Origin of the sequence: Robertkochia solimangrovi, assembly GCF_007279655.1 — a bacterium.
Classification (GTDB): domain Bacteria; phylum Bacteroidota; class Bacteroidia; order Flavobacteriales; family Flavobacteriaceae; genus Robertkochia; species Robertkochia solimangrovi.
Window position 1 is genome coordinate 1 of the sequence record NZ_QKWN01000017.1, and the last position, 11,956, is coordinate 11,956.

General features: G+C 40.3%; 13 protein-coding genes. 5 read left to right on the forward strand and 8 right to left on the reverse strand.

The window, feature by feature from the left end; translation table 11 throughout:
• Positions 1–231: 231 nt before the first annotated feature.
• The 3 genes from DMZ48_RS18025 to DMZ48_RS18035 all read right to left on the reverse strand — a co-directional run bounded on the left by DMZ48_RS18025 (position 232) and on the right by DMZ48_RS18035 (position 3,935).
• Positions 232–846 (reverse strand): tRNA (guanine-N1)-methyltransferase, encoded by a 615-nt coding sequence (locus DMZ48_RS18025; RefSeq protein WP_143956573.1) that lies wholly within the window; start codon positions 844–846, stop codon positions 232–234.
• A 110-nt stretch (positions 847–956) separates the two neighbouring features.
• Entirely contained in the window at positions 957–2,405 is a 1,449-nt protein-coding gene (locus DMZ48_RS18030) for a glyceraldehyde-3-phosphate dehydrogenase (RefSeq protein ID WP_143956574.1), read from the reverse strand.
• A gap of 135 nt (positions 2,406–2,540) precedes the next feature.
• Positions 2,541–3,935 carry a trypsin-like peptidase domain-containing protein gene (locus DMZ48_RS18035; RefSeq protein WP_143956575.1) on the reverse strand — a complete coding sequence of 465 codons (1,395 nt, stop codon included), beginning with the start codon at positions 3,933–3,935 and terminating at the stop codon, positions 2,541–2,543.
• A 134-nt stretch (positions 3,936–4,069) separates the two neighbouring features.
• On the opposite strand from DMZ48_RS18035, the gene dapF reads away from it, so the two are divergent.
• The 4 genes from dapF to DMZ48_RS18055 all read left to right on the forward strand — a co-directional run bounded on the left by dapF (position 4,070) and on the right by DMZ48_RS18055 (position 7,171).
• A complete protein-coding gene (gene dapF / locus DMZ48_RS18040) occupies positions 4,070–4,846 on the forward strand; it encodes a diaminopimelate epimerase (protein WP_143956620.1) in 777 nt (258 codons plus the stop codon).
• A 1-nt stretch (position 4,847) separates the two neighbouring features.
• Complete coding sequence (locus DMZ48_RS18045) at positions 4,848–5,378, forward strand: GNAT family N-acetyltransferase (RefSeq protein ID WP_143956576.1); 531 nt, start codon at positions 4,848–4,850, stop codon at positions 5,376–5,378.
• On the forward strand, positions 5,368–6,411 hold the full coding sequence (gene mltG / locus DMZ48_RS18050; protein ID WP_143956577.1) for an endolytic transglycosylase MltG: 1,044 nt from the start codon (positions 5,368–5,370) through the stop codon (positions 6,409–6,411). Before DMZ48_RS18045 ends, mltG begins: the two co-directional genes overlap by 11 nt.
• 163 nt (positions 6,412–6,574) lie before the next feature.
• Positions 6,575–7,171 carry a peptidoglycan-binding protein LysM gene (locus DMZ48_RS18055; protein ID WP_338420319.1) on the forward strand — a complete coding sequence of 199 codons (597 nt, stop codon included), beginning with the start codon at positions 6,575–6,577 and terminating at the stop codon, positions 7,169–7,171.
• Between the two features lie 79 nt (positions 7,172–7,250).
• Here DMZ48_RS18055 and DMZ48_RS18060 read toward each other — a convergent pair whose 3' ends face one another.
• The 3 genes from DMZ48_RS18060 to dnaA are packed head-to-tail and all read right to left on the reverse strand — an operon-like array spanning position 7,251 to position 9,896.
• Complete coding sequence (locus DMZ48_RS18060; protein WP_143956578.1) at positions 7,251–7,979, reverse strand: SAM-dependent methyltransferase; 729 nt, start codon at positions 7,977–7,979, stop codon at positions 7,251–7,253.
• A 32-nt stretch (positions 7,980–8,011) separates the two neighbouring features.
• Positions 8,012–8,467, reverse strand: coding sequence for a low molecular weight protein-tyrosine-phosphatase (locus DMZ48_RS18065; RefSeq protein ID WP_143956579.1), 456 nt, complete (start codon positions 8,465–8,467; stop codon positions 8,012–8,014).
• 1 nt (position 8,468) lies between these two features.
• Positions 8,469–9,896 carry a chromosomal replication initiator protein DnaA gene (gene dnaA / locus DMZ48_RS18070; RefSeq protein ID WP_143956580.1) on the reverse strand — a complete coding sequence of 476 codons (1,428 nt, stop codon included), beginning with the start codon at positions 9,894–9,896 and terminating at the stop codon, positions 8,469–8,471.
• A gap of 200 nt (positions 9,897–10,096) precedes the next feature.
• On the opposite strand from dnaA, the gene DMZ48_RS18075 reads away from it, so the two are divergent.
• Positions 10,097–10,507: an acyl-CoA thioesterase gene (locus tag DMZ48_RS18075; RefSeq protein WP_143956581.1), complete on the forward strand. Its 411-nt coding sequence runs from the start codon at positions 10,097–10,099 to the stop codon at positions 10,505–10,507.
• Here DMZ48_RS18075 and DMZ48_RS18080 read toward each other — a convergent pair.
• A complete protein-coding gene (locus DMZ48_RS18080) occupies positions 10,492–11,112 on the reverse strand; it encodes an IMPACT family protein (RefSeq protein ID WP_143956582.1) in 621 nt (206 codons plus the stop codon). The genes DMZ48_RS18075 and DMZ48_RS18080 overlap by 16 nt on opposite strands.
• A gap of 8 nt (positions 11,113–11,120) precedes the next feature.
• On the reverse strand, positions 11,121–11,954 hold the full coding sequence (locus DMZ48_RS18085) for an EamA family transporter (protein WP_242009251.1): 834 nt from the start codon (positions 11,952–11,954) through the stop codon (positions 11,121–11,123).
• Between the last annotated feature and the right edge of the window lie 2 nt (positions 11,955–11,956).

Below are 11,956 nucleotides of genomic sequence, written 5' to 3' on the forward strand. Positions count from 1 at the left end.
TCCAAGCGAGGCGTAGTGAGCTTCAAGGTCCAAGCGAGGCGTAGCGAGCAATAAAGTCACTTAAGGGAGTTTTGCGTCAGCAAAACAAACCGCGACACTGGAGAACTGATTGCTTCAGCAATCAGGATCGACACTAAGCACCGGAAGGTGCACGTCACTCTGAAAGTCCCAACACTATAAAAAAAGCCTCCCCAAAAAGGGAGGCTTTTTTGTCACAGTCCAAAACACTGATTATTTTGTTTTTGCCATTTTCTGTTTATTGATCTCATCCTGAAGAGCACGACGCGCTTTTTGTTCGCGTTCTAATGCTTTTCTTCGATGTTCCTCATATTCCTGTTCCAGTTCAGACAACGACTTGCGAGCATCCTGGGTAATGGCATTGGCATTTTTGAATTTGTAAATAAAGAATACAAGCACCAGAGTCAGTAAACCGATAATTCCCCACATGATGGATTTATAAACCGGTTTTTCGATCAGGATTCCGAAAAAGGAGATACTGTCTTTTTCTTCGGTAACCTGATTCAGGTTGGTGTTTGTAGAGGCAAGGTCTTTTTTAAGTTTTTCGATCTCATCTTTCTGAGTGATCGTGAGCGAATTCGATTCAGCAAGCTCTTTTTCTATCCGAGCGACCGAATCAAGTGTATTCTTCTTTAAAAGACTTAACCATTCTTTTTTGACTACCTTATAATTTCTGTAATTATTTGCTTTCTGTAATACATATTCGAATTGATCGTCTATGCTACCATTGGAAAGGGATAACTCTTCATCCTTATCCTGAGCTATAGCGATCACGGTGAAAAGCATTAAAGCAAAAGTCGTTATAAAGTTCTTTTTCATCATCTTCATTTGCTGATTTAATTTTATCCGGGGTGTAAAGTTAAGTTTTTACTTGGAAACGTGAGTATAACTAACTTATTGTTTTTGTGATAAAAAAAAAGTTTCAGCGAATAAGCCTGTTAATAATAGGTGTATCTTCTTACTTTTGCTATATATTTTGCCAATCTGATAACTTGTTGGCTATAACCATATTCATTATCATACCAAATATAAAGTACAGCACTTTTACCATCTTCTGATACTATCGTTGCCTTACTGTCATAGATCGATGGGGCTGAAGTACCAACAATATCTGAAGATACCAGTTCATTATTCAGAGAATATTTGATCTGCTCGACCAAATCTCCTTCAAGCGCATATTTTTTGATGATCGCATTGATTCCATCTTTGGTGATCGGCTTTTCGAGATCCAGATTTAAAACAACCAGAGAGCCGTTTGGAACAGGGACACGAATCGCGTTGGAGGTTAGTTTGCCTGCAAGAGTAGGTAAGGCTTTAGCTACTGCTGAACCGGCACCGGTTTCAGTGATCACCATGTTTAGTGCGGCTGCACGACCACGGCGATATTTATCATGCATATTATCTACAAGATTCTGATCGTTGGTGTAGGCGTGTATCGTTTCTAAATGACCTTTGGTGATTCCTAATGATTCTTCCAGCGCCTTAAGGATGGGTGTGATCGCATTGGTTGTACACGATGCTGCCGAGAATATATCCGTTTTATCCGGGTCATATTCTTTATGATTCACCCCATGTACGATATTGGGTACTTCTTTTCCGGGTGCGGTTAATAGAACTTTGGCTGCACCTTTTGATTTAAGGTGTCTTGACAGTTCTTTTTTATTGCGGAATGCACCTGTGTTATCGATGACCAGGGCATTATTGATCCCATATTTAGTATAGTCAATGTTTTCAGGCTTATCAGCTGAAATAATGTGTACGGTCGTTCCGTTAATGATCAGACTGTTGGTTTCAACATCGATGGATACAGTTCCCGGAAAATCCCCATGAACAGAATCATTTTCCAATAGTGAGGCTCGTTTCTGAAGGATCTCTTCCGAAACATTTCCCCTCACAACGATTGCACGCAGACGAAGTTGACTTCCACTTCCGGTTTTGAGCATCAATTCGCGGGCCAGTAATCTTCCGATTCTTCCGAAGCCATAGAGAACCACATCCTTTGGTTTTATTTCCTTACTGTTCGTAGCACCTCTAAGTTTGTTTATAACAAAAGAGGTTGCATCACCAAAACGGTTATCCTCGATATGGTATTCATAGGTGAGTTTACCGATATCGATTTTGGCAGGAGGGAGGTTCATACCTTTTATGGCCTGAGCGATTTGTACAGAATCAAAGATCGAGATAGGCTTTTGAACGAATTCTGCCGCGTATTTGTGAAGATTCATTACCTCACTGATGCTTTTGTCGATCAGTTGATTTCGGAACAAAACCAATTCGATTGATCTGTCATACCACAGATCACTTACCACTTTGATGAACTCTACCGTTGCTTTTCTGCGGTCTGCCTGAAAGGCCAGTTCCTTTTCATAAGTTGAAGCTACCTTCATAATAGTGTTTTTAGATGCGATGTTTGAGTTTGGCGCAAAAGTATATATTTCAAACGTTTTCGTGCAACAATTTTCTGTAAAAAAAATGGTTCCTCGATAAAGGAACCATTCTGTAGGGGTGAATATGGAATTTTGTTAATCGTGAAAGATCAAACGCTCTTTTTCACCTTGTTCGTTCAATAATGTAATGCTTAAATACCCGGAACGTTGAGCGTTACTCATGGCTGTTTTTACATCATTGATATCTGTGATATTTTCATCATTGATACCTACCAGCAATTTACCGGCGATACCTTGAGTTCTCGCAAAACGGCCTGAATCAATGATCTTAACACCCTCTTTATTTTTGAATCGCTTTCGATCTGATTCGGTCTGTTCCTTAACGGATAGTCCGAGGACATCGATCTGATAGGAAGTGTCTTTAACCAGCGTTACCGGAACGTTGATATAATCATCATTTCTCAATATCGATAATTCAACCTTATCGTCTGGTCTTTTACTTCTTAAATACCCGGTTAGATCGGAGAACTTATTGATTCGGATGCCATCGACAGATTTAATGATGTCTCCGGTTTTAAGTCCGGCCATATCGGCACCGGAATCTTCGATTACTTCTGCGACATAAACGCCTTCTGATTCAGATACCTCCTTCATATTTACACGAGACACATCGGCACCGCGTATACCTATATTACCCACCTGAACATTTCCGAATTCCATGAGATCTTCTACCACTTTCTTGGCAATGTTACTGGGTACTGCAAAGGAATACCCCACGTAAGAACCCGTTTGTGAAGTGATGGCCGTATTGATTCCGATCAGTTCTCCATTGATATTTACAAGTGCTCCTCCGCTATTTCCGGGATTTACCGCAGCGTCGGTTTGAATGAACGATTGAAAGTTCTGATCTCCTTCATTGAGGTCACGAGCCTTGGCACTGATGATACCTGCTGTAACCGTAGAAGTAAGATTAAAAGGGTTACCAACAGCTAACACCCATTCTCCGATTCGGGTTTGATTTGAATCACCAAACGGAAGATAAGGCAGCTGATCATCTGCATTGATCTTAATAAGAGCGATATCGGTTTCAGGATCTGAACCGACCAGCTCCGCTTTAAAGGTCTTGTTGTTGTTGAGAGTAACCTGTAACTCGGAGGCATTTGCGATCACATGATTGTTGGTCACGATATAACCATCAGGAGATATGATCACACCTGATCCGGTTCCGACCTGGGCTCGGGGAGCACCTCCTGAGCCATAGAAATAATCCATGATGCTCGATGGTCCTTTACTGATCGTGACATTCTTGACGTGAACAACCGCATGTACGGTTTCTTCAGCAGCTTTTGTGAAATTGATGTTCTCCGGCACGCGAAGTGCGTTTGCATTGTAATTTGCAGTCACAAATGGAGTGTCTTTTTGATCACTGGTCACCTGAAGTGGTGTTTGCTCAAAGAATAATTTATAAGCACCCAGTGTTATGGCCCCCGCTAGAATTGCGACTAATAATAAACTTGAAAATCTTTTCATGATCAATTTACTATTTATGGGATTTAACATTTAAAATTACTTGAATATTTACTGTTCAACTATACTTTAACCGCAATTTAACAATGAAGGAAGAAGTCGATCAAAGTCGTATATTTGCGGCACAAGCAAGGCATATGAAAATTAATTTTTACAAATACCAGGGAACAGGAAATGACTTTGTCATGATTGACAACCGTCAGTCTGTATTTCCCAAAAATGATACCAAACTCATAAATCATCTTTGTGACCGTAGATTTGGCATAGGTGCTGATGGTCTTATTCTGTTGGAGAATGATCCTGAATATGATTTCAAAATGGTCTACTACAATGCCGATGGAAGAGAAAGTACCATGTGTGGAAATGGAGGAAGATGTCTGGTAGCCTTTGCAAGCCAATTGGGGGTGATCGAAAACGAGGCAACCTTTATCGCGGTTGATGGATTGCATAAAGCGCGAATCACCGGAGAGGTTGTGGAATTACAGATGCAGGATGTGAAAAGCATCGATGTATTTGAAAAATATTCCTTCTTAAATACAGGTTCGCCTCATCATGTACAGCTTCAGAATGAATTGAAGCATCTGGATGTGAAAAAGGAAGGAGCACGTCTTCGTTATGGTAAATACGGAGAAGAAGGCAGTAATATTAATTTTACCGAACAGATCGATGCCGACACCTTTGCAGTTCGTACCTACGAGCGTGGCGTAGAGGATGAGACGTATTCCTGTGGAACTGGTGTAACTGCAGTTGCGATTGCGATGCATCGCAATGGTCTTGCAAAAGGAGACCATATTGCACTTCAAACCCCGGGAGGGAATCTGAGTGTGTCATTTGAAACCTCGAACGGACACTACAATAATGTATGGTTAAAAGGTCCTGCTAAACTCGTATATTCCGGAACTATAGCCTATTAAAATGAAACGACTGACCGGAGATAAATGTTATCTGAGGGCGCTTGAGCCTGAAGATTTGGATTTTCTTTACAAGCTGGAGAATGATGAATCGGTTTGGGAGGTCAGTGAAACCGTAACTCCATATTCCAGGTATCTGTTAAAGGAATATTTGGAGAACAGTCATCGGGATATCTATGATGTAAAACAACTTCGCCTCGCAATATGCAGCCCTGATGGACGTTTATTAGGTTTTGTGGATCTGTTTGATTTTGATCCAAAGAATGGCAGGGCAGGAGTTGGAATAATCGTACTGAATAAGAACGACCGAAATCAGGGAATAGGGCATGAAGCACTTCAACTGCTTTCAGACTACGCTTTCCGATATCTGGAGTTACATCAGTTATATGCTAATATAGGTGCTGCGAATAAAGCGAGTATCCGGTTGTTCGAAAGTTTAGGATTTGAACTTATAGGAGTAAAAAAGGAGTGGACCCGTATCTCGGGGAAGTTTTGTGATGAATTGTTTTATCAAAAAATAAACGATGTATATTAAGAAAATATTGGTTGCCATCGCCCTGATAGGAGTTGTGGTGGGTGGTATCATTGTCTATAATATCTATAATGCGATCTTCGCACCGAATACGGTTTTCGAGGAAGACAGGGTATTTATTGAAGTGCCCACGAATGCAGGCTTTTCAGCGGTAAAGGCACAATTGCAGCCCTTGTTGAAGGATATGAGTAGCTTTGAAAGAGTAGCACAACGAAAAGGGTATATTGGCAATATTAAGGCTGGGAGGTTTCCGATTAGCAAGGGGATGAACAATAATGAGATCGTGAATTCGATACGTAGCAGAAATATTCCACTGTCGCTTTCTTTTAATAATCAGGAATCATTGGGTGAACTTGCGGGAAGGATCTCAGATCAGATCGAGGCCGATAGTGTTTCGCTTTTGAAGGTTTTTAATGACAAGGAGTTCCTTGATAGTATAAACATGAATAGCGATAATGCTATAGGAATGTATATCCCAAATACCTACGAGTTTTTCTGGAATACGGATGCAGAAGCGTTTCGTGATCGAATGTATAAGGAATACAATAAGTTTTGGAATGAGACGCGTATCGGGAAGGCCATGCAATTAGGATTGACTCCTAAACAGGTGACCGCACTTGCGGCTATAGTACAAAAGGAATCGGCAAAGGTAGATGAACGCCCAAGGATCGCAGGTGTTTATATCAATAGGATCAGAAAAAAAATGCCATTACAGGCAGATCCTACTGTAATCTTTGCAAAAAAGAAATTATCCGGAGATTTTGAACAGGTGATAAAACGAGTTTTAAATGCAGATCTTCAATTGGATTCACCTTATAATACCTACAAATATGCGGGTATTCCACCCGGGCCGATCTGTATGCCAGACATATCTTCTATCGATGCGGTTCTGAATTTTGAACAGCACGATTACCTCTATTTTGTTGCCGATACGAAGAATTTCGGCTATCATAAATTCGCAAAGACTTTGAGCCAGCACAATGTGAATGCAAAGGAGTATCATCAATGGATTAACGCACAGGGAATTAGACGTTAATAGAGTATTTAACATACTTTAACTAACTGTCGTTTAGTTTTTTAAAAATTTGCGTATTTTTGCAGTCACAATTTCGGGCATCAAAACTACCCTGTGTAGTTGCTTGAAGAAATCATATTTTATGAGAAAAAGCGTATTAAAATTAAATTTTTTAATAGCTGTTTTGATTTTAATTACCACCGTAAGTTTAGGTTTTTCTTCAACAAAAAAAATCAAAGACGTTCAGTTAAATTATAGTGCAACCAAACCCCTTGATTACACTGTTGCATTGAGCCACCAGGATATTGTGGAGATTCATCCGCCTTTCCTTGGTAAATCCTTTAATGGTTTTAAGGAAGCCTTGGCTTTCAGCGAATCCAGAGGGAATTATTTTGTAGTCAATAATTATGGTTACATGGGGAAATATCAGTTTGGTTCCTCGGCGTTAAGAGCGTTGGGAATTCAGGACAGAACTGATTTTCTTAACGATCCCGAGCTGCAGGAAAAAGCTTTTGTAAGTATTCTGCAACGTAACAAATGGATACTTAAAGAATATATCGAACAGTATTCGGGTAAAACCATAAGGGGAGTTGAAGTTACTGAATCTGGTATCCTTGCCGCGGCCCATTTAGCGGGTGCGGGTAATGTTAAAAGATATCTGCGTTCCGGTGGAACTGTAGGTTTTAAGGATGCTTTTGGTACTTCTATTCGCTATTATATGAAAAAATTTGCAGGATATGATGTGTCTCATGTAGAGGCGAATCGAACTGCAAAGATTTAACAGAGAATTTAATAGATTTTAGTTTAAGCCATCCGAAAGGGTGGCTTTTTTTTTTTTTTTGGGATGGTTGGTTCGAGTATTAGTTTACTGCATGAAAGATAAAGATACAAGGGCGTTTATGCAGGTCGACTTCTTCCTTTTTCCATGCCTCTGCAGTTTTCGTACGAATATATTCTGTTGGCAGTGTTATGTCGACAGCTACACAGATTCGTGTGTCAGACCGTAGCTGAGTGATTAGGTCAGCGAGTAATTTGTCGTTGCGATAAGGGGTTTCGATAAAGATTTGAGATTGATTGTATTCCCTTGATAATCTTTCGAAGTCCCTTAATTTTTTCTTTCGGGCACTTTTTTCAATAGGCAGATAACCATTGAATGCAAAACTTTGTCCATTCATTCCACTAGCCATTAAAGCCAATAGAATGGAGGAGGGGCCGACCAATGGAACGATCTCGATACCTTTGGTATGTGCCAATGCCACTACATCTGCTCCCGGATCAGCGATTCCCGGGCATCCGGCTTCTGATATTATTCCTACATCATATCCATTCAGGCATGGCGTCAGGAAAGTGGGAAGTTCCTGATCAGTTGTGAATTTGTTAAGCAGGAAGATCTTAAGAGATGGCTGTGATTTTTTGGGATTGATCTTTTTGATGAACCTTCTGGCGGTCTTTTCATTTTCAACGATGTAAAAATCGATGTTGTCAATCGCTTGTTTTACGGAAAGGGGGAGAACCTGTAGAGGTTCTGTCTCTCCCAGGGTGGTAGGGATCATATAGATTTTTCCCTTTTGGCTCTGGGCTGTACTCATACCTTATTGATTTATATTGGTCTGGACTGAACTCAGTAAGATAGCTCGGAGGCTATATTACTACAGGCCTCATCAAGCATCTTGTATACTTTTTCAAAACCATCTTCACCTCCGTAGTATGGATCGGGTACATCTCGATCCTGACCCGGGAAGATAGTATTGAGAATCAGGTCAATCTTTTCGATATCCTTTCGATCCCTGGCAAGAGCTTTGACATTGCGATAATTGCTGTTGTCCATGACATAGATCTTATCAAAGTGATCAAAGTCCGATACCTGGAATTGACGACCTCTTTGATCTGAGATATCTATATTATGCAATATGGCGGTACTGATCGATCTGGGATCCGGAGTACTCCCGATATGGTAGTTGGAAGTAGCTGCAGAATCAACGGTGATTTCGTTTGGATCTACTTTTGATTTCAATATTCCTTCAGCGAGGGGACTTCTGCAAATATTCCCCAGGCAAACCATTAAAATCCTCTTCATATTATTGAGAAAACTTTTTTGTAAGGTCTTCTATGTATTTTCTGAATTGTTTATCAGTTTCTGCAAGATTATCAACAGTTTTGCAGGCATGCAGAACGGTAGCATGATCGCGTTTTCCGATCTGTGATCCGATACTTGCCAATGATGCCTTGGTATATTTTTTAGCAAAGAACATCGCGAGTTGACGGGCCTGTACAATATGGCGCTTTCTCGTTTTTGACTGAAGTGTCTCCACATCCATCTGGAAATAATCAGAGATAACCTTTTGAATATAATCTATAGAGACTTCGCGTTTGGTGTTTTTTACAAACTTTTCCACAACCTGATTAGCCAGGTCTAGCGTAACTTCTTTTTTATTAAAGGAAGACTGGGCGATAAGAGAAATGATCGCACCTTCAAGTTCCCGTACATTGGTCTTGATGTTTTGTGCAACACATTCAACAATATCATCGGGCATTTCAACCCCGTCTCGGTATAGTCTGTTCTTTAAGATCGATACTCTGGTCTCGAAATCAGGTGACTGAAGCTCAGCCGATAACCCCCATTTGAATCTCGATAAAAGTCGCTGTTCGATATCCTGCATATCCACCGGAGCCTTATCGGAAGTAAGGATTACTTGCTTTCCATTCTGGTGAAGGTGGTTGAATATATGAAAGAATACATCCTGCGTTCCGGATTTACCCGAAAAGAACTGCACATCATCAATAATGAGAACATCTATTAATTGATAGAAATGTATGAAGTCATTTCGCGTGTTCTTCTTAACAGATTCGATATATTGTTGTGTGAATTTCTCTGCAGAAATATAAAGTACTGTTTTCTCCGGATATTTATCCTTGATTTCAACACCGATCGCATGTGCCAGGTGGGTTTTACCCAGACCAACTCCTCCAAAAACGAGTAGTGGGTTAAATGAAGTACCTCCAGGCTTGTTCGCTACGGCTAAACCAGCAGACCGGGCAAGGCGGTTTGAATCCCCTTCCAGGAAATTGTCAAAACTGTAATTTGGATTTAACTGAGATTCGATCTTAATGTTACGAATCCCTGGAATTACAAACGGGTTTTTAAGCTCTGGATTCTTATGCTTTACAGGAACATCTAATTCCTGTGGTTGCATGTTTGCGCGATTCGAACTCGGGATACTTTCGGTGAATGGTTTTTTATTTCCGTAGGTGTTCTCCATACGGATCACATAGACCAATTTTGCGTTTTCACCTAACTCCTTGGTAAGGGCAACTTTGAGCAGTTTAACATAGTGCTCTTCCAACCATTCGTAAAAAAATTTGCTGGGAACCTGGATACTTAATGCGTTATCAGTTAATTTTACGGATTTAATCGGTTCAAACCAGGTTTTATAGGCTTGTGGCTGGATATTATCTTTTATGAATGTGAGACAATTCTGCCATACTGATTCCGCAGTTAAGTTCATTATATCGTATAATTTTTACTTAGTTAGTTAGGATGACGAAGGATGAAAATGGTAATTTTCCATCGCATTAAGGTTAAACAAATATGTGAACAATTATTTGAAAAAAAAAATGAAAACGGGGTTGAAATTCTACTTTTTTTTTCGCATGTCTTTTAACATTAAATTTACACTTTCATAAACTACGAAAAATACCTTAGATAATGAAAAAAACACACAAAATTAACATAAGAGTTCGATACGGTGAAACCGATAAAATGGGAGTGGTTTATCACGGTAATTATGCGCAATATCTGGAAGTAGCAAGGGTTGAATGGCTAAGGGATTTAGGCGTTTCATACCGCTGGATGGAGGAGAATGGGGTGATGTTACCCGTAACTTCACTTCAGATAAAATATCTGAATCCTGCTCGTTATGACGATCTCCTTACCGTCGTTGTGACCCTTGTTAAAACACCGGGTGTACGTATAGAATTCAACTATGAAATTTTAGATGAAAAGAAGCAAAAAATAGTTGAAGCGAATACGGTTCTGGCTTTTATTAGTACCGACACCGGAAGACCTGTTCGATGTCCTGAATATATTCTCGATAAACTAACTCAGGAAGTGGAATGACAATCCACAGAATTCAGAATTATCTGATGGTGAGGTTCAAAGTCATTTAAAAGTTTTCCTACATCACCCTTTCGTGTACTCACGGTCATTTCACAGGTCAGATCCATTTTCTGATCTGTGATCTCTAGATTTCTCTCTTTGATGATACGCATTACTTTGTTCATATCCGGATAACCAAACTGTATTCTGAAACATCGATTGATGGTCTTTTCTATGATCGGGCTTGATTCCAATGCCATTTGAGCTGTGGTTTTATACGCAGAGATCAATCCGCCTACGCCGAGTTTTATCCCGCCGAAATAACGAACCACCACGATCAGAACATTGGTGAGTTCGAAGCTTTGAATCTGACCATATATCGGCATACCTGCAGAATTAGAAGGTTCTCCATCATCATTAGCGCGGTATCTGAATTCTTCTTCACCGAGCTGCCATGCATAACACCAGTGTCTCGCACTGTGATGTTTTGCCCGTAACGAATCCAGAATATCGCTGATCGCTTCCTCGTCTGATACATGGTAGGCATAACCGAAAAACTTGCTCCCTTTTTCTTTGAATAGTACTTCCTCACTGTTACCGTCTATGGTCTTGTAGCTGTCGTTCAAATCTGTTTCTAATTTTTTACGTATGCGATCACAAATATACTTACTATCGCCATCATTACCCCGAACCAGTTGCGTTTGTTGAGTCGTTCACCAAAAAGAAGAATACCGGCAAATGTCGTAATCATTACAATGCCAACATTATTGATGGTGAAAACGGTGGCACTGTCGAGATCATTCTCTCGAAGGGCCATCAGAATAAAATAAATGGAGAAATAGTTGGGTATACCTAATACGATACCCCCGAGTATATCTTTTAACCGAAGTGTCGATCTTCCGGTTAGTTTACGATAAATGATCATTAGTATACCCATAAATGCAGCGGTACCGAAGATCGATGCCGAATAAATAGAGAATTCTTCTTTTTGCACATAATAGTTCTCGAGATATTTAAGGCCTGTGTCGATAATTCCTGATCCCAGAAACAGTAATAACGGATAGGTGAGGTTTTGTTTAAAGTTTAAGGCTGCCTCTTTTTTGACGGAAACCAAATAGACTGCCGCTAATGCTAAAAGGATTCCGGTCAGTTTTAAAGGTCCCATCGTTTCATGATAAGCAAAGACTCCGAAGATCACCGGAATGATCAATGACATTTTGCCGGCAATGGAGGCTACCGACAGACCATTGGTCTGGGCGGTTCTTGCCATGACCACAAAAACGTTGATGAATAGAAATCCGAGTAATACAGCTCCCGAGAACCACGGACGTTGAACGATACTGCTCAGATTTACAGGTGCTGGGTTTAGTAAGATACCGATTACGCAGGCGATGATATAATTGATCACAATCGCATTGAAGGTGTTGACCTTGTAGCGATCGAAAAGCTTGAATATTACAAAAAGCAAGC

Bases quoted from the DNA above. Each gene is read 5' to 3' on its own strand.
- DMZ48_RS18025 (WP_143956573.1), bottom strand. From the start codon at position 846: ATGAAGATGATGAAAAAGAACTTTATAACGACTTTTGCTTTAATGCTT.
- DMZ48_RS18030 (WP_143956574.1), bottom strand. From the start codon at position 2,405: ATGAAGGTAGCTTCAACTTATGAAAAGGAACTGGCCTTTCAGGCAGAC.
- DMZ48_RS18035 (WP_143956575.1), bottom strand. From the start codon at position 3,935: ATGAAAAGATTTTCAAGTTTATTATTAGTCGCAATTCTAGCGGGGGCC.
- dapF (WP_143956620.1), top strand. From the start codon at position 4,070: ATGAAAATTAATTTTTACAAATACCAGGGAACAGGAAATGACTTTGTC.
- DMZ48_RS18045 (WP_143956576.1), top strand. From the start codon at position 4,848: ATGAAACGACTGACCGGAGATAAATGTTATCTGAGGGCGCTTGAGCCT.
- mltG (WP_143956577.1), top strand. From the start codon at position 5,368: ATGTATATTAAGAAAATATTGGTTGCCATCGCCCTGATAGGAGTTGTG.
- DMZ48_RS18060 (WP_143956578.1), bottom strand. From the start codon at position 7,979: ATGAGTACAGCCCAGAGCCAAAAGGGAAAAATCTATATGATCCCTACC.
- DMZ48_RS18065 (WP_143956579.1), bottom strand. From the start codon at position 8,467: ATGAAGAGGATTTTAATGGTTTGCCTGGGGAATATTTGCAGAAGTCCC.
- dnaA (WP_143956580.1), bottom strand. From the start codon at position 9,896: ATGAACTTAACTGCGGAATCAGTATGGCAGAATTGTCTCACATTCATA.
- DMZ48_RS18075 (WP_143956581.1), top strand. From the start codon at position 10,097: ATGAAAAAAACACACAAAATTAACATAAGAGTTCGATACGGTGAAACC.